The sequence below is a fragment of the Sideroxydans sp. genome (assembly GCF_054604835.1).
Genome location: NZ_JBTSFG010000003.1, coordinates 55,990 through 73,328, shown reverse-complemented (window position 1 = coordinate 73,328; position 17,339 = coordinate 55,990). Strand labels below are relative to the sequence as shown.

Annotated in this window: 13 protein-coding genes; 12 read left to right on the top strand and 1 reads right to left on the bottom strand. The window is 61.4% G+C overall.

What is annotated here, in order from left to right; translation table 11 throughout:
- Positions 1-2 precede the first annotated feature (2 nt).
- From ACYCZ5_RS05925 to cysC, 11 genes are all read left to right on the top strand, one after another.
- On the top strand, positions 3-1,709 hold the full coding sequence (locus tag ACYCZ5_RS05925; RefSeq protein ID WP_461543872.1) for a GGDEF domain-containing protein: 1,707 nt from the start codon (positions 3-5) through the stop codon (positions 1,707-1,709).
- Complete coding sequence (locus tag ACYCZ5_RS05920) at positions 1,706-4,903, top strand: EAL domain-containing protein (RefSeq protein ID WP_461543871.1); 3,198 nt, start codon at positions 1,706-1,708, stop codon at positions 4,901-4,903. The genes ACYCZ5_RS05925 and ACYCZ5_RS05920 overlap by 4 nt, the downstream gene beginning before the upstream one ends.
- On the top strand, positions 4,881-7,331 hold the full coding sequence (locus ACYCZ5_RS05915) for an EAL domain-containing protein (protein WP_461543870.1): 2,451 nt from the start codon (positions 4,881-4,883) through the stop codon (positions 7,329-7,331). The genes ACYCZ5_RS05920 and ACYCZ5_RS05915 overlap by 23 nt, the downstream gene beginning before the upstream one ends.
- 166 nt (positions 7,332-7,497) lie before the next feature.
- Positions 7,498-8,088 carry a cytochrome b/b6 domain-containing protein gene (locus ACYCZ5_RS05910; protein ID WP_461543869.1) on the top strand — a complete coding sequence of 197 codons (591 nt, stop codon included), beginning with the start codon at positions 7,498-7,500 and terminating at the stop codon, positions 8,086-8,088.
- 49 nt (positions 8,089-8,137) lie between these two features.
- Positions 8,138-8,767 carry a hypothetical protein gene (locus ACYCZ5_RS05905; protein WP_461543868.1) on the top strand — a complete coding sequence of 210 codons (630 nt, stop codon included), beginning with the start codon at positions 8,138-8,140 and terminating at the stop codon, positions 8,765-8,767.
- A gap of 9 nt (positions 8,768-8,776) precedes the next feature.
- Complete coding sequence (locus ACYCZ5_RS05900) at positions 8,777-9,175, top strand: DUF1924 domain-containing protein (protein ID WP_461543867.1); 399 nt, start codon at positions 8,777-8,779, stop codon at positions 9,173-9,175.
- A 21-nt stretch (positions 9,176-9,196) separates the two neighbouring features.
- Entirely contained in the window at positions 9,197-9,751 is a 555-nt protein-coding gene (locus tag ACYCZ5_RS05895) for a diheme cytochrome c (RefSeq protein WP_461543866.1), read from the top strand.
- A gap of 165 nt (positions 9,752-9,916) precedes the next feature.
- Positions 9,917-10,900, top strand: coding sequence for a YjgN family protein (locus ACYCZ5_RS05890; protein ID WP_461543865.1), 984 nt, complete (start codon positions 9,917-9,919; stop codon positions 10,898-10,900).
- A 1-nt stretch (position 10,901) separates the two neighbouring features.
- Entirely contained in the window at positions 10,902-11,924 is a 1,023-nt protein-coding gene (locus ACYCZ5_RS05885; protein ID WP_461543864.1) for a M48 family metallopeptidase, read from the top strand.
- 196 nt (positions 11,925-12,120) lie between these two features.
- The gene (hslO, locus tag ACYCZ5_RS05880; protein ID WP_461543863.1) at positions 12,121-13,002 is read left to right on the top strand and encodes an Hsp33 family molecular chaperone HslO; all 882 of its coding nucleotides are present in this window, start codon (positions 12,121-12,123) and stop codon (positions 13,000-13,002) included.
- A 73-nt stretch (positions 13,003-13,075) separates the two neighbouring features.
- The gene (gene cysC, locus ACYCZ5_RS05875; RefSeq protein ID WP_461543862.1) at positions 13,076-13,675 is read left to right on the top strand and encodes an adenylyl-sulfate kinase; all 600 of its coding nucleotides are present in this window, start codon (positions 13,076-13,078) and stop codon (positions 13,673-13,675) included.
- A gap of 12 nt (positions 13,676-13,687) precedes the next feature.
- Here cysC and ACYCZ5_RS05870 read toward each other — a convergent pair whose 3' ends face one another.
- Positions 13,688-15,295, bottom strand: a complete 1,608-nt coding sequence (locus tag ACYCZ5_RS05870) for an NAD(P)/FAD-dependent oxidoreductase (protein WP_461543861.1) — start codon at positions 15,293-15,295, stop codon at positions 13,688-13,690.
- A gap of 119 nt (positions 15,296-15,414) precedes the next feature.
- Between ACYCZ5_RS05870 and ACYCZ5_RS05865 the strand changes: the two genes are divergently transcribed.
- Positions 15,415-17,331 (top strand): HD domain-containing phosphohydrolase, encoded by a 1,917-nt coding sequence (locus tag ACYCZ5_RS05865; protein ID WP_461543860.1) that lies wholly within the window; start codon positions 15,415-15,417, stop codon positions 17,329-17,331.
- The last annotated feature ends 8 nt before the right edge of the window (positions 17,332-17,339 follow it).

The window sequence follows — 17,339 nt, the reverse complement described above, 5'->3', positions numbered from 1 at the left end:
CGATGCGGCTGACCACCCGATTCCTGTTGTTGCGCGCTGCGATGATGCTGGTTGTGGCGGTCTTCTTCTGGCTGACTTTCGAGGCGATGGTGGAGGGCATCAATCGCAAATGGGGGCAGGAGCTTGCGCAGCGCCAGGTGTTGTTCGACAAATACCGCACCTTGTCGCCGCTGATCGGCGAGATCGCATTGGCGCGGCGCATGGCGAGCGAGCCGGCGTTGATCGCGCTGGCGCAGCATCCTGACGAGCCAGCACTGAAGCAGAATGCTCTGAAGGTGCTGGAGGGATACCGCATCCACTTCAGCGATCACAGTTACTTCGTGGCACTGGCCGAGAACGGCGCTTACTACTACAACGATGCCGACAATCGGTTTTCCGGTCGCCAGCACCGCTACAACTTGTCGCCGAAAAAGCGGGACGACCAGTGGTTCTATGCCACTTTGCAATCGGATACGGACTATCAGGTCAACGTCGACCCCGACACGCACTTGAATGTGGTGAAAGTCTGGATCAATGTGCTGCTGAAACAGGACGGGCAAACATTGGGGGTGGTGGGCACAGGTCTCGATCTCACCGAGTTCCTCAAAGAGAGTGTAGGCATCCACCAGGAAGGCGTGGATAACTTCTTCGTGGACAGGAATCTGGCCATCCAGCTATCCACCGATCCCGCGCTGATCGACTATGCGAGCATCGCGAAGAAAGCGGATGAACGCATCCGTATCAATGTGTTGTTCAAAGACAGCAAGGACGTCGATGCGTTGCATCGGGTGGCCAGGGAGCTGCTCGAAAAGCCTGCCGGCGAAGTGGCGACGCTATGGGTGCAATACAAGGGGGAGCGCCATCTGCTGGGCATATCCTGGATGCCGGAATTGGGATGGTATGACCTCACGTTGATGGATGAACAGAGCGGGATCGTCTTGCAGGGATTCACATGGGTGCCGCTGGCTTTCCTGCTGGTGGTCTTGCTGGCATTGAGCATCATGGGCGGGTTGCTGCATCGCTGGGTGTTGTTGCCGATCAAGCAGCTGCATGCTGCCAGCCTGGCGATCCAGAACGGAAATAACTTGATTGAGCCGCCCATCGTCGGCATAGGCGAGATCGAGTCCTTGTCGCGTTCATTCAGGCAGATGGTAGAGAAAGTGCGCAACACCAACCATGAGCTGGAAGCCAAGGTGAAGGAACGCACCGAAGCCCTGCAGCGCCTGAGCGAGGCTGATTCGCTGACCGGCCTGCTCAACCGGCGCGGCATGATGGCGCGCTTCGAGCAGGAGATCTCGCGGCAGGCACGTCAGGATGGCACGCTCGGTCTGTTGTTGCTCGACCTCGACTATTTCAAAAATGTGAACGATACGTACGGGCACGCTGCGGGAGACCTTGCGTTGTGCGCTACCGCAAAAGTATTGGGCGGTGTGATGCGTGCCTATGATCATGCCGCGCGTTGGGGGGGGGAGGAGTTCCTCATTCTGTTGCCGGACTGCAGCGAGGATGACCTGCTCGCCATCGCCGAGCGCATCCGCACCCGTATCGAAGCGCTGCAGATCGATACCGGCAAGCATCAGTTCTCCTTTACGGCCAGTATCGGCGCACACAGGCCGCAGACGCCGCAGACGCCGGATGCCATGTTGCAGCAGGTGGACCGTGCGCTGTATGCGGCCAAGGCGGATGGACGCAACTGCGTGCGGTTGTCTTCCGGGACGGGGAAGGTGTGAGCGTATTGCGTTATTTCCTCTCCCTGTTTGTTGCGCTGACGCTGCTTGCCACAGCGGCACAAGCTGCTCAGGAAGTGCGCATCGGCGTGCTGTCCTTCCGGCCGCTGGAGCAGGCGCGGCAGCAATGGCAGGCGACGGCGGACCATTTGAACGCGCGCATCGCCGGTCACCGTTTCACTGTCGAAGTGCTGTTCTTCCCGGATATGGAACAGGCGATGGAGCACGGGCGTTTCGATTTCGTGCTGACCAATCCCGAACATTACATCGCGCTGCGCGCCAGCTACGGCCTGTCGGCGATCTCCACGCTGATGCCGCTGGCGGAAGGTCATCCTGTCGGTCAGTTCGGCGGCGTCATCTTCACGCGCGCCGACCGCGCCGACATCGCGACGCTGGAAGACCTGCGCGGCAAGGTGGTGTCGTCGGTGCAGGACAAGTCGTTCGGCGCCTACATGATGCAGCGCTGGACCTTGTACAAACATGGCATCAACATCGGCGAGATCGGCCGCATGCGTTTCACCGGCATGCCGCAGGACAATGCGGTGCAAGACGTGCTGTCGGGCGCAGCGGACGTGGGCTTCGTGCGCACCGGCATGCTGGAACGCATGGTGCGCGAAGGCAAATTGAAGATGGATCAGGTGAAGGTCATCAACCGTCAGCCGGTGGATAGTTTCCCGCAAGCCCTGTCGACCGAGCTGTATCCGGAATGGGCGTTCTCCGCCATGCCGCGCGTGCCGGAGCGCCTGAAGAAGCAGGTTGCGCAGGCATTGTTCAGCATCGACTCCGCCGACAAGGCCGCGCGCTCAGGTAACTATTTCGGCTTCTCGCCGCCGGGCAACTACGCGCCGGTGGAGGCGGTGATGACGCGGCTGCGCATGATGCCGGACCAAAAAGTCGAGTTCGATCTGCGCGACATTCTCAACAAATACATGTTCCCGATGCTGTTGTCCGGCCTGGGAGCGCTGTTGCTGGTGTTGTGGGCGGCCATCCATCTGGCGCGTGTCAACCGGCGTCTGCGTGCGAGTTTCCAGGAGCAGGCGCGACTGGACGAAGCGTTGCAGCAGGCCAATGCCACGCTGGAAAACAAGGTGGCGCTACGCACGCAGGATCTGCAAAAGAGCGAGGCGCGTTTTCGCGAGATCATGCAGTCCAGCCCGATCGCCATCCGTATCGCGGTGGATGGCGGGCATCGTGTGGCATTCGCTAATCCCGCCTACGAGACCTTGTTGGGGGTGGCGAGCGGCGAGGCGATCGGTGCCGATCCGCAACAGTTCTACGCTGATCCGGCCGACTATCAGGCACTGTTGCGCAGACTGCAGTCAGGCGAGCGCATCAACGACCGGCTGGTCGAGCTGAATTTCGCGCGGCGCGGCACGCGCTGGGCGCTGGCTTCGTATATGCACTTCGATTTCGAGGGGCAGCCGGCCATCCTTGGCTGGTTCTATGACGTTACGCCCATGAAGCAGATCGAGCAGGCCTTGCAGCAGAGCGAGGCGCGTTTCCGCCAGATGTTCGAGAGCCATTCTTCACCGATGCTGCTGATCGATCCCGACAGCGGCGCCATCGTGAGCGCGAACGATGCCGCCGCAGTGTTCTACGGATACGGGATAGAGCAGATGCGGCTGATGAACATCGCCGACATCAACACCCAGACGCGCGAGGAGCTGTTGCACGAACGCCAGTTGGCCCTGCGCGAGGAGCGCAACTATTTCGTGTTCCCGCACCGGCTGGCCGACGGCAGCATGCGCTCGGTGGAGGTACATTCCTCGCCCGTCGAGGTGGACGGACGTAATTTGCTGTTCTCCATCATCCACGACATCACCGAGCGCCAGCGGCTGGAACAGCAGATGCACGAACTGGCGTTCTACGATGTGCTGACCGGCCTGCCCAATCGCCGCCTGCTGCTAGACCGCCTGCACAAGGCGTTGGCGGCCTGCGAACGCACGCGCCGCCATGCCGCGCTGATGTTCCTCGATCTGGACCATTTCAAGACGCTGAACGACCTGCACGGCCACGACATCGGCGACCGCATGCTGTTCGAGGTGGCACAACGGCTGCGCACCTGCATCCGCGAGGAGGACAGCGTGGCGCGCTTCGGTGGCGACGAGTTCGTGGTGATGCTGGAAGCACTGTCTGGCGAAACGCAGGAAGCGGTGGTGCAGGCGGAAGCGGTGGCAGAGAAGATCAGGCTGGCGCTGGCACAGCCTTATCTGCTGACGCGCGATGCCGGCGATCCCATCATCCATCACTGTTCGTCCAGCATCGGCATCACCATCTTCCGTGAGCAGGCGGACGGCGTGGACCAGTTGCTCAAATGGACCGACATGGCGATGTACCGCGCCAAGGATGCTGGGCGCAACAGCATCCGTTTCTTCGATCCGACCATGCAGGCGGCGGTGGAGACACGTGCCGCGCTGGAGGCCGATCTGCACATTGCACTGGCGCAGCAGCAGTTCGAGCTGTTCTATCAGGTGCAGGTGGATGCGGCGCGCCGTCCGCAAGGGGCGGAGGCGCTGTTGCGCTGGCGTCATCCGCAGCGCGGGCTGGTGTCGCCGATGCACTTCATCCCGCTGGCGGAAGAGACCGGGCTGATCCTGCCCATGGGTGCCTGGGTGCTGGACACGGCCTGCGCGCAGCTCAAGGTCTGGCGCAACCATCCGCAATTGGGCAACCTCGCGCTGTCGGTGAACGTCAGCGCGCGCCAGTTCCGCCAGGCGGATTTCGTGGAGCAGGTGCAGGCGGCGGTGATGCGTCACGGCATCGCGCCGACCTCGCTCAAGCTGGAGCTGACCGAGAGTCTGGTGCTGGAGGATGTGCTGGATTCCATCGCCAAGATGAAGGCGCTGCACGAGTTCGGCGTCAGTTTCGCGATGGACGATTTCGGCACCGGCTATTCCTCGCTCTCCTATCTCAAGAACCTGCCGCTGGACCAGCTCAAGATCGACCAAAGCTTCGTGCGCAGCATCGCCAGCGACAATGCCGACCGGGTGATGGTGATGACTATCGTAGACCTGGGCATGAACTTCGAACTGGATGTGGTGGCCGAAGGCGTGGAGACGGAAGAACAGTTCGCCCTGCTGCACCGTTACGGCTGCGGTTATTTCCAGGGTTATCTGTTCAGCAGGCCGCTGCCCTGCGCGACGTTCGAGGAACATATCATCGAGATGGTGCAACATGGCAAAGCGGCAGGGCACTGACCTGCACATCCCGGCCATCCTGCAGAAGATGCAGGAGGTGCTGGACCTGCACGCGCTGGTCTCCATCACCGATGCCAACGACCGCATCGTGCATGTCAACGACAATCTGTGCGCCATCAGCGGCTATACGCGCGAGGAACTGGTCGGCCAGCATCACCGCATCCTGCTCGCTGACGTGCAGCCGGCTGCGTTCTTCGAGGCCGTCTACCGCAGCCTGTATGCGGGCGAGGTGTGGCAGGGCGACATCTGCAACCGTACCAAGCGCGGCGACCGTTTCTGGGTGCGCACCACCATCGTGCCGGTGTCCGACGCGCAGGGTAAGTTCGAATATTTCATCTGCATCCGCACAGACATCACCGAGAGCATGCGCCAGCAGCGCATGCTGGAAGAGGCGCAGCGGCTGGGGCGGCTGGGTTACTGGGAGCTGGACCTGCTCAACGGCAAGCTGACCTGGTCGGACGAGATCTACCGCATCTTCGAGATCGATGCGGCGCGCTTCGGTGCCTCCTACGAGGCCTTCCTCAATCTGATCCACCCCGAGGACCGCGCGCTGGTGGCGGACAGTTACGAGCGCTCGGTGCTGGAGCGCAGCGATTACGCCATCGAACACCGCCTGTTGTTCCCCGACGGGCGCGTCAAGTGGGTGAGCGAGCACGGCCACACCGACTACGATGCGGAGGGGAAACCGCTGACCTCGATGGGTACGGTGCAGGACATCAGCGAGCGCAAGGAGGCCGAGGAGCAGTTGCGCATCTCGGCCATCGCCTTCGAGACGCAGGAAGCCATCATGGTCACCGACACGGAGCCGCGCATCATCAGCGTCAACCGTTCGTTCGAGCGCTTGACCGGTTATTCCGCCGCCGAGGCCATCGGTAAGAACCCCAACATCCTGCAGTCGGGAAAGCACGACAAGGCCTTCTACCGGGCGTTGTGGAGCGATCTGCTGACCAAGGATGCCTGGTCGGGCGAGATGTGGGACAGGCGCCGTGACGGTACGCTGTATCCGAAATGGGTGACCATGTCCGCAGTGCGCAGTGTGGGCGGAGAGGTCACCCACTATGTCGCCATCTTCATGGACATCAGCGAACGCAAGCGGGCGGAGGAGGAGATCCACCGGCTGGCCTTCTTCGACACGCTGACCGGCCTGCCCAACCGCCGCCTGCTGACCGACCGCCTGCAGCAGGCGCTGGCCGGTAGCCAGCGCAGCGGCGGCTACGGTGCGCTGATGTTCATGGATATGGACAATTTCAAAGTGCTGAACGACACGCGCGGCCACGATATGGGCGACCTGCTGCTGGTTCAGGTGGCGCAGCGCCTGCAAAAGTGCGTGCGCGAGAGCGACACGGTGGCGAGGCTGGGCGGCGACGAGTTCGTGGTGATCCTGCATGAGCTGGGTGATGCGCCGATGCAGGCGGCGAGCCAGGCGGAGATCTTGGCCGAGAAGATCGTGGAGGAACTGGGCCTGCCCTATCAGTTGAAGGGGCTGGAGCATCACGCCAGTGTCAGCCTGGGCGTGTGCCTGTACCACGGGCACGATGCCAGTCTGGAAGAACTGCTGAAGCGGGCCGACACCGCTATGTATCAGGCCAAGCAGAGCGGCCGCAACATGGTGCGCTTCTTCGAGCGCGCGATGCAGGTGGCGGTGGAAGCGCGCGCGATGCTGGAAGGGCGGTTGCGCCATGCGCTGGCGCGCGACGAACTGGAGCTGTATTTCCAGTCGCAGGTCGGCGAGGGCGGGCGCATCGTCGGCGCCGAGGTGCTGCTGCGCTGGTTCAACGCCGAACAAGGCTTCATCTCGCCGGCCGAGTTCATCCCCATCGCCGAGGACAGCGGACTGATCCTGCCCATCGGTGCCTGGGTGCTGGAGTCAGCCTGCGCACAGTTGCAGCAGTGGGCACAACAGCCCGCGCTGCGTCATCTGTCATTGTCGGTCAACGTCAGTGCCCGCCAGTTCCGGCAGCCCGGTTTCGTCACGCTGATGGCGCAGACGCTGCGGCGCTTCGGCATCCAGCCGGAGATGCTCAAACTGGAGCTGACCGAGAGTCTGGTGCTGGCCGATGTGGACGACACCATCGCCAAGATGGGGGCGTTGCGCGCGTTGGGCGTGCGCTTCTCCATGGACGACTTCGGCACCGGCTATTCCTCGCTGTCTTACCTCAAGCGTCTGCCGCTGGACCAACTCAAGATCGACCAGAGCTTCGTGCGCGAACTGGAATCGGACAGCAGCGATGAGGTGATCGTGCGCACTATCATCGATATGGCGCGCAACTTCGGATTGAACGTGATCGCCGAGGGTGTCGAGACCGAGGTGCAACGCGACATCCTGCATCGCAACGGCTGTCACGACTATCAGGGTTATCTGTTCAGCAAACCGCTGCCGCTGCAAGCTTTCCAGGCCTTGCTGCAGGATAGTGGCAAGGCCTCCTGAGCAACTTCCTCTCCGTCGGATTGAACCAATTCCATGCCGCCCGGTCGCAGGCGTCGGGTGTGTCGCGCTTGCCGATGCGGCGCTAAACGATGCGCGCGAGATTGTCAACTTTGCAAAAATCAAAACGCCTATAGAATCGCGCCCGTTTTCGAGGAGCCGTAGAACGATGTCGGATAAAGAAGCAACGCAGGTGAAGGTCTGGGACGTGCCGGTCAGGGTGTTCCATTGGATGCTGGTGGCGGGATTCGTCACCGCCTATCTCTCCGCCGAGATGCACAAGATGGGGCTGCATGTCTGGGTGGGCTATACCTTGGTCGCCTTGCTGTTGTTCCGTGTGGTGTGGGGATTCACCGGCAACCAGTACGCGCGCTTCAAGTCTTTTATCTTCACGCTGCAGGAGACGCTGGCCTATGTGCGCGGCATACGCAGCGGTCACGCCAAGCATTATTACGGCCACAACCCGGCCGGGGCGCTGATGGTGTTCGCGTTGCTCGCGGTGCTGCTGGCGATCTTCGGTAGCGGTCTGGTGACATTGGCGGTGATCGATTTCGAAGGGCCGCTGTTGTTCCTGGCCAACGAGGTCAGCGACGAGACGGCGTATCTGTTCCGCGATGCGCATGACTGGATGGTGAATATCGCGCTGATTCTGATCCCGTTGCATCTGCTGGGGGTGGTGAGCGGCAGCCTGCAGCACAAGGAGAATCTGGTGCGGGCGATGGTGACGGGCATGAAGCGCAAGGTGCCGACAGAAGGATGAGTTAAAGAGTTCAATAAAAGTAAGTTCGATTTTTCAACAGGAGGAAGCAATGCAAGTGAATCAACGCTACAGAATGATGCTGGCCGTCGCACTGCTGGCTTGGATAGGTCTGGCATCCGCGCAGGAAGCGCCGCTCGATCTTTCCACACCGGCGCAGGCCTACGCACAACGCGCGATGCCGATGATGCTGGCCGCGAACGACAGTGTGGCAACAACCCAGACGTCATCCAATATCGTCAAGCCGGCCGCGCAGCCGGAATTCGAACCTTCGCTGTTCACGGGCAGCAACGCCCACATGGCGCTGGGTCTGGCGACCATCGTGACGGCACTCGCCACCGGTGCGACCGCTCCCGGCGAAGGATGCGAAGACACATGTCCGCCCGGCTATGTTGCCCCCCCGCGCGAGACCGACGGCACGCATGCCAAGCTGGCCAAGGTCACTACGGCGCTGGCCATCGCGACCGTGGCAACCGGCTTGTACTACCACTGGGACGACTTCCATCTGGAAGACGGTCTGACCGATCCGGATAACCTGCACGTCATCCTCGGCATGACCGGTGCGGCGCTGATGGCCTATGCCACCGCCAAGTCGGCCGGTTCGACCACACCGGTGAGTCATGCCGGCATGGGTATGGCCGGTGCCTACGGCATGATCGCCGCCGTCAAGATCGCCTGGTAAGGACACATCATGAAGAGACTTACTGCGATGTTGATGGTGCTGGGGCTGTTCGTTGCGTTGCCGGCGGTCGCCACGCCGGCCAGCGACACGTTGCTGGCGCGCTACAAGGCCGAGGGCGCGAAAGCACCCGATGCCGCCAAGGCGAAGAAGGACTGGACGCGCGAGGAAGTGGTGGAAGGCGAGAAGATGTCCTGCGCCACCTGCCACGGTACCGATTTCAGCAAGCCGGGCAAGCACCACCGCACCGGCAAGGTGATCGAACCGATGTCGATGAAGGTCAACGCGGAGCGCTATAGCGACGTGAAGAAGATCGAGAAATGGTTCAAGCGCAACTGCAAGGATGCCTGGGGGCGCGAATGTACCGTGCAGGAGAAGGTTGATTTCCTGACCTTCATGCTGGCTCAATAATTCCGGAGAACGAATATGTATATGAAGATTAAATCCATGATCCTGCTGGCGGCCCTGTTGGGCGCGACCGGCGCGGCGCACGCCGAAGAATCCGTGTGGACTTGGCTGGGCACCATCTGGCGCCAGAACGAAGTGAACCCCGTAAGCAATGCGGCCTGGCAGGAGGAATGCGGTTCCTGCCACTTCGCCTACCAGCCCGGCCTGCTGCCCACGCAGTCGTGGGAGAAGCTGCTGGACGCCAAGGCGCTGGAAGACCATTTCGGCGAGAACGCCGAGCTGGATGCCGACACGCTGAAGGAAGTGCGTGCCTTCGCGCTGGAGAATGCGGCCGACAAGTCCTGGTACAAGCGTGCCCGCAAGATCGCCAAGTCGACCGAGAACGGCGAAGCACCGCTGCGTATCACCGAGGTGCGTTACATCAAGCGCAAGCACCACGACATTCCCGAGAAGATGATCAAGGGCAACAAGGATGTGAAGTCGCTGAGCTACTGCGACGCTTGCCACACCCAGGCCAAGAAGGGCGTGTTCGACGAGGACACCGTGCGTATCCCCAACTATCCGGATTGGGAAGACTGATCGTATCTTGTTGATCGCATGAAAAAAGGCAGCTTCGGCTGCTTTTTTTCATGGCGGGTATAGGCCGGTATATAGGCCGTGGTATATATCGATAATTGAAAGTGCCGCAGTTATAGTGCGCGGGCGCTTGCCCATGGGAGGGCAATCATTTCATTTGGAGACGTTATGCAGACACAACAGGAACATGCATTCGAGTTCACCGGCAAGGGCTGGGAATATTTCAGGATATGGATCGTCAACCTGCTGCTGTCCATCCTCACGCTGGGTATCTACAGCGCTTGGGCCAAGGTGCGCCGTCTGCAATATTTCTACCGCAACACACAGTTGGTCGGTGCCAGCTTCGAATACCACGGCACGCCCATCACCATCCTCAAGGGCCGCATCATCGCTTTCGTGCTGCTGTTGATATACACCATTGCCGCCCAGATGAACTTGCTGTTGGGTGTGTCGACCTTCCTGCTACTTGTCGCTGTCATGCCTTGGCTGATCGTGCGCTCGCTACGCTTCAAGCTCTATAACAGTAGCTATCGCGGTCTGCGTTTCGGCTTTGCCGGTAGTGACGGTGGTGCCTATGTGGTGTTTCTGCTGTGGCCTATTCTGGCCATTCCAACGCTGTCACTGCTGACACCGTTCACGCAGTTCAAGATCAAACAGTACCAGCACAACAACAGCCGCTTCGGCGACACCTTCTTCCGTTTCGACGCCACGGCGGGCAACTTTTACGGCATCTATCTCAAAGCTCTGGGTTTGCTTCTGCTGGCCGGTGTGTTCTTCGGCATCTCCGTCGCCTTGAACATGCCTGTCCTGGTGGTGGTCCTGCCGCTGCTCTATCTGTACATCGTCGGCTTTCTGGCGGTGCGGCTGCCCAACCTGATCTGGAGCAAGACCGGTCTGGGCGAGCACGACCTGTACAGTCGCATGGAAGTCGGCAAGTACCTGTGGATCGCTTTCACCAACCTGCTGGGCATCGTGTTGACGCTGGGTCTGTACATCCCGTTCGCGCAGATCCGCATGGCGCACTACAAGTTCAGTTGCATGGGACTGCTGGCGCAGGGCGATCTGGCCGAGTTCGTGGCAGGGCAGGTGCAGACGGACAGCGCCACCGGCGAAGAGACGGCCGAGATGTTCGATCTGGATATCTCGCTCTGATATGGTCGCTGCGCAATATTTCGACGGGCGCACTGCCGCCGCGCACGCGGTGACGCTGACACTGGACGGCGAGTGGTTGCAACTGCGCGGTGATCTGCTGGCGCGCGAGTGGCCGTTGCGGGATGTGAAGGTCAGTGAGCGTTTGGGTGATACGCCGCGCCGGATAACTTTGCCGGATGGCGGTCACTGTGAAGTGACTGACCATGCCGCGCTGGATGTGTTGCTCAAGCAAGGCGGTTACCGCAGCAGCTGGCTGGACGGCATGCAGCACAGCATGCGCTGGGCGCTGATCTCCGCAGTGCTCATCGTGCTGGTTTTTGCCGCCGCCTACCGTTACCTGTTGCCATGGGGGGGCGAGGTCGTCGCGCGCAGCATACCGCCCAACATGTTGCAGAAGATGGGCGCGTCTTCCTTGCAGACGCTGGACAAGCTGATGCTCGAACCCAGCAAGCTCGCCCCCGAGCGCCAGCAGGCACTTCGTGACGCCTATGCCAAGTTGTCGCCCTTGCCCGACGCGCAGCTAGCCTACCGCATCGAATTCCGCAGCGCCCCGCAGATCGGTCCCAACGCCTTCGCTCTGCCGGACGGCAACATCGTCATGCTGGACGAACTGGTGGCGCTCACGCAGGACGATGACGAGATCATCGCAGTGCTGGCCCATGAACGCGGCCATGTCGAACAGCGCCACGCCCTGCGCATGGTGTTGCAGAGCTCGGCGGTGGGTCTGGCGATGACCTGGTATATGGGCGACGTCAGTTCATTACTGGCGACGGTGCCGGCCATGCTGGTGCAAGCCAGCTACTCGCGCGACATGGAACGCGAAGCCGATGAATACGCGGCGCGCACCCTGCAGTTGAACGCGAAGTCTCCTTGCCTGCTGCCCGACATCCTGCAGAAACTGGAAGCCGCGCATGCCAAACGCCAGGCCGATGCGCGCAAGGACAACGGCGGCTCGGTGATGGACTATCTGGCCAGCCATCCGGCCACGCAGGAACGTTCCGCACTGCTCTGCCCCGCGCATTGATTCCAAAACCTCATTCGTCCACGAAAGACACGAAATTCACGAAATGTGAGGCCGGCTGTTGCACTACATTGCAGTAGTCGCACTTCAGGTGATGGCGAAAAACTATCGCGGCCTTTGGTTTTTTCGTGTCTTTTAGTGCCTTTCGTGGACAACTGAATTTTTCCTTGAACCGCTCGCTGCGGTATCATCGCGCGCCATGAAAACATCAGCCGACTCCCTTTCCCGTTTCCTGTTCGAACACCTGCCGCTGCGCGGCGAGATCGTGCGTCTCGACGCCGTCTGGCAGCATGTGATCGACCGCCACGACTATCCGCCCATCCTGCGCGACATGATGGGCGAGCTATGCGCCGCAGCCGTGCTGCTGGCCGCCACGCTCAAGCTGAACGGTTCCATGATCCTGCAAGTGCATGGCAAGGGCGCGGTGAAGCTGCTGGTGGTGGAGTGCACGGGCGATATGGAATTGCGCGCCACCGCCAAGTGGGAAGGCGAGATCACCCACGGCACGCTGCCGGAACTGGTCGGCGACGGACGCTTCGTCATCACTCTGGATCCCAAGGACGGCGGCCAGGCCTATCAGGGCATCGTGCCGCTGGAAGGCAACAGCATCGCCGAGATATTGGAAGGCTACATGGCACGCTCCGAGCAGTTGGAAACACGCCTGTGGCTGGCGGCGGACGGTTCGAGCGCGGGCGGCATGCTGCTGCAGAAACTGCCGGAGCAGGGCGAGACTGAAGACGAGGATGCCTGGGGGCGCGCGACACAGATCGCCGATACACTCAAGCCGGAAGAATTGCTGGGGCTGCCCGCGACAGAACTGGTGCACCGCCTCTACCACGAAGAAGACATCCGCATGTTCGACCCGCAGTCCGTGGTGTTCCGCTGCACCTGCTCGCGCGACAACGTGGCCAACATGCTACGCATGATCGGGCGCGAAGAAGTGGACGAGATACTGGCCGAGCGCGAAGAGATCGAAGTGCATTGCGAGTTCTGCAACGAACGCTACGTGTTTGACAGGGTGGATGCCGATGCGGTGTTCGTGGATGTGCCGGCGGTGAGCGCCAGCAAGACGCTGCACTAGCTTTAGACCATTTCCGGCGCCATCGCCTCGGCCACTTCGATGCCGTCCGATGCCGCTTACTGAGGTAGCAAGCATGAGTGAAAGACAATCATCCAATGCGGTGTGGCACAACGGGCATGTGACTTCGGCAGAGCGTGCCGTGTTGCTCGGCCAGCAGCCCGCGACATTCTGGTTCACCGGTTTGAGCGGGGCGGGGAAGTCCACCATTGCTTTTCTTCTGGAGCGCGAACTGGTGGACAGGGGGCGCGCCTGTTACGTTCTGGATGGCGATAACGTAAGGCACGGACTGAATCGGGATCTTGGCTTCACGGCAACGAATCGCAGCGAGAATATCCGCCGCATCGCGGAGGTGGCGAAGTTGATGAATGATGCGGGACTGATCGTGATGGCGGCATTCATTTCACCTTACCGCTCGGATCGCGCGATGGCGAAAGAGATCATCGGTGCTGACAGATTCATCGAAGTGCATCTGGACACCCCCATCGAAGTGTGCGAACAACGCGATGCGAAAGGGATGTATAAAAAAGCCCGCGCAGGTCTGATCGCCGACTTCACCGGCATCAGCGCGCCCTATGAAGCCCCAGAAGCCCCGTCACTCGAACTCGACACAAGTAAGTTTTCGCGCGAAGAGGCGCTCGCGCAGTTGATCGGGCTGCTGCCCGAAAATGGATAGCCGGGTTTGAATCTATTTGCCTGAAGCGCCGGCCGTCATATCCAGCGCCACGGCTTCCGCCACCTCGATGCCGTCCACCGCCGCCGACAAAATCCCGCCCGCATAACCCGCGCCTTCTCCGGCCGGATACAAGCCCTTGATGTTGATGCTCTGATAGTTGTCGCCGCGCTTGATGCGCACCGGCGACGAGGTGCGTGTCTCCACGCCGGTGAGCAGCGCGTCGTCCATGTCGAAACCTTTGATCTGCTTGCCGAACGCGGGTAGCGCTTCGCGGATGGCGGCGATGGCGTAGTCGGGCAGGGCGGTGGAGAGGTCGGTCGGCGTCACGCCCGGGGTGTAGGAGGGCACGACTTCGCCCAAGTGTGTCGAGGGTCGTCCGGCGAGGAAGTCGCCGACGCGCTGCGCCGGCGCAGAATAATTTTTTCCGCCCAGTTCGAACGCGCGCGATTCCCACTGGCGCTGGAACGCCACGCCCGCCAATACATCACCCGGATAATCGTCCGGCGATATGTTGACCACGATGCCGCTGTTGGCATTGCGTTCGTTGCGTGAATACTGGCTCATGCCGTTGGTCACCACGCGGCCTTCCTCGGAAGTCGCCGCCACCACCGTACCGCCTGGGCACATGCAGAAGCTATACACCGCACGGCCGTTGCTGGCGTGGTGCACCAGTTTGTAATCCGCCGCCCCGAGCAATTCATTGCCCGCATTCGCGCCGAGGCGCGCGCGGTCGATCAGCGATTGCGGATGTTCGATGCGGAAGCCGATGGCGAAGGGCTTGGCCTCCATATAGACACCGCGCTTGTGCAGCATCTCGAAGGTGTCGCGCGCGCTGTGGCCGACGGCCAGCACCACGTGCTTGGTGGCGATGCGTTCGCCGTTGGCCAGCACCACGCCTTGCACTTCATCGTTCTCGATCTCGATGTCTTCCACGCGACTCTGGAAGCGGATCTCCGCGCCGAGCGCCTCCATCTCGTGGCGCATCTGCTCCACCATACCGACCAGACGGAAGGTACCGATGTGCGGTTTGCTCACGTACAGGATCTCTTCCGGAGCGCCCGCCTTGACGAACTCGGTCATCACCTTGCGACCATAGAACTTCGGGTCCTTGATGCCGCTGTACAACTTTCCGTCGGAGAAAGTGCCCGCACCGCCCTCGCCGAACTGCACGTTCGATTCAGGATCGAGTTTGCCCTTGCGCCACAAGCCCCAGGTGTCTTTGGTGCGCTCTCTTACTTCCTTGCCGCGTTCGAGGATGATGGGTTTGAAACCCATTTGCGCCAGCAGCAACCCGGCGAAGATGCCGCAGGGTCCGGTGCCGATCACCACCGGCCGCTCAGTCAAACCTTGCGGTGCCTGCGCCACCACGCGGTAACTCATGTCCGGCGCTTGCGTCACATGCGTGATGTTCTTTTTCAGCAGCGCCGCTTCGTTGTTCACTGCCACATCGACCGTATAGACGAACACGATGGCGTTCTTCTTGCGCGCATCAAAGCCGCGCCGGAACACGGAAATTTCGGTCAGATCATTCGCCGCGATGCCCAGCCGCTTGAGGATGGCGGCTGGCAGGTCGTTGGCGGGATGGGTGATCGGGAGGCGGATCTCGGTGAGTCGTAACATGGGCGCGATTCTACCCGAGAGGCAGTTCAGGGTGGTTGGCTGTAGCGAATGCTGGTAGATTCCAGCCATGCGGATGGCAGTGCATGGCAGCCGTCCTTCCTGTGTCCCAAGAGGTGCCGATGACCGAACCTACTTCTTCCCTGCGCCTCCAGTTATGGGGGGTGATCGCGCTCATGGCGGTCGTGCTGTGCAGTGTGCTCGGCTTTACCTTCTACGAGCTCAACCTGCGCAAGCACGATTACCTGATCCTGAACCTGACCGGGCAGATGCGCGTGACCATGCGCAGCATGGTCGAGCAGTCCCGCCAGGTCGCCATGCAGGACGGGACGCGCACGCGGGCCAGCGAGAACGATCTGCGGCAACTCTATGGCAGCAATCTGCAGGAACAGATCGGGCTGATGGAGCAGATCATCGCCTCGCTCAAGGCCCGGCGCCTGTCGCCGGCATTGACCGGCAAGGATGAGGCCATCCAGTGCACCTGGGATGCGCATTCGCGCTCGCAGATGGATATCACCGCACTGGACTGGGCCAATTTCCGCTCTTCGCTCAAGGTGTACGCCGGTGATGACGAGGCGCATCGCAATCTGCATGCGGCGGCCCGCTACATCGTGCGGGATGGCGAGGGCATGGTCGGCTCGGCCGACCGGTTGGCGCGCGCGTTCCAGACCATGATGGAAGGCAAACTGAACACCATCCGTGTTTTCCAGGTGGTGGCAGGCATATTGTCCCTGCTGCTGCTCGGCCTCATCGCCTATGCCGCCCATACGCGGGTGATGCGCCCGCTGCGCGAGGCGGAAGAAGGCTTCGGCCGCGTCGCACAGGGGGCGCTGGGCTATCAGGTGCCGGTGCAGACGCACAACGAGATCGGCCGCATGACGCAGGCGTTCAACGCCCTGTCGGTCAGGCTGCACAGCCTGTTCCAGTTGACTGACCGCATCAACCGCGGCCGGCAACTGGATGAGACGCTGGATTTCGTGTTGCAGGAATTCCCGTCCTTCGTGCCGGTGGACTGGGTCTGCATCCTGTATCCGTCCGAAGATGGCGAGACGCTGAAGCTGGAACGCATGGCCGGCACCGTCGCCAGCGGCTTGCATGAAGGTGCCGCCTACGTGCGCCATGACAATGCGCTGGCACAGGTGGTCGACCAGCATCAGCCGCTGGCGATCAACGACCTTGGGGAATATGCGGCGCGCAATGCCAGCGCGCAACTCGCACGCGACCTGCACCGCGCAGGTCTGGGGGCGGCGCTATATATGCCGCTGAGCAGCGCCCGCACCGGCGGCGTGATGGTGTTCGCCGCGCGCGAATATGGCGCCTATACCGGCGGGCACATCGAGTTCCTCGGCAACATCGCGGCACAGGTCGGCCACATCATCGAGCGCACCATCGTGGTGGAAGGGCTGGTGGTGGCGGCCTTGCAGGGACTGGCCAAACTGGCCGAGAGCCGCGATCCTGAGACCGGCGACCATCTGGTGCGCATGGCGCTGTATTCGGCGGTACTGGCCGAGACCCTGGCAGGCGATCCGCGCTACGCGGCGCTCATCACGCCGGCCTATGTGCGCAACATCCATCGCTTCGCCCCCATGCACGACATCGGCAAGGTCGGCATCGCCGACAGCATCCTGCTCAAACCCGGACGGCTGGACGAGGCGGAGCGCAAGGAGATGGAGCGCCATCCCGTCATCGGCGGGCAGGCCTTGCGCCGCAGCGAAGCGCAGATGAACGCCTTAGGGCACAGCATCTTCACACTGGGAATCGAGATCGCCGAATGCCATCATGAAAAATGGGACGGCAACGGGTATCCTGCCGGCCTGTCGGGCGAGGCGATCCCATTGTCTGCGCGTATCGTGGCAGTGGCTGATGTGTTCGACGCACTCACTTCCAAGCGCCCCTACAAGGAAGCATGGACCGTAGAGCGCGCCATCGAAGTGATGAACGAGGATGCCGGCAGGCATTTCGATCCGGCGGTGATGGATGCCTTGCATCAGGGGTTGCCGCGAATCCTCGAGATATATGAAAGATTGAAACACGTATGACGGCGCGC

Coding starts and splice junctions, on each gene's coding strand:
- ACYCZ5_RS05865 (WP_461543860.1), top strand. CDS start 15,415: ATGACCGAACCTACTTCTTCCCTGCGCCTCCAGTTATGGGGGGTGATC.
- ACYCZ5_RS05925 (WP_461543872.1), top strand. CDS start 3: ATGCGGCTGACCACCCGATTCCTGTTGTTGCGCGCTGCGATGATGCTG.
- ACYCZ5_RS05915 (WP_461543870.1), top strand. CDS start 4,881: ATGGCAAAGCGGCAGGGCACTGACCTGCACATCCCGGCCATCCTGCAG.
- cysC (WP_461543862.1), top strand. CDS start 13,076: ATGAGTGAAAGACAATCATCCAATGCGGTGTGGCACAACGGGCATGTG.
- ACYCZ5_RS05900 (WP_461543867.1), top strand. CDS start 8,777: ATGAAGAGACTTACTGCGATGTTGATGGTGCTGGGGCTGTTCGTTGCG.
- ACYCZ5_RS05885 (WP_461543864.1), top strand. CDS start 10,902: ATGGTCGCTGCGCAATATTTCGACGGGCGCACTGCCGCCGCGCACGCG.
- hslO (WP_461543863.1), top strand. CDS start 12,121: ATGAAAACATCAGCCGACTCCCTTTCCCGTTTCCTGTTCGAACACCTG.
- ACYCZ5_RS05910 (WP_461543869.1), top strand. CDS start 7,498: ATGTCGGATAAAGAAGCAACGCAGGTGAAGGTCTGGGACGTGCCGGTC.
- ACYCZ5_RS05895 (WP_461543866.1), top strand. CDS start 9,197: ATGAAGATTAAATCCATGATCCTGCTGGCGGCCCTGTTGGGCGCGACC.
- ACYCZ5_RS05905 (WP_461543868.1), top strand. CDS start 8,138: ATGCAAGTGAATCAACGCTACAGAATGATGCTGGCCGTCGCACTGCTG.
- ACYCZ5_RS05890 (WP_461543865.1), top strand. CDS start 9,917: ATGCAGACACAACAGGAACATGCATTCGAGTTCACCGGCAAGGGCTGG.
- ACYCZ5_RS05870 (WP_461543861.1), bottom strand. CDS start 15,295: ATGTTACGACTCACCGAGATCCGCCTCCCGATCACCCATCCCGCCAAC.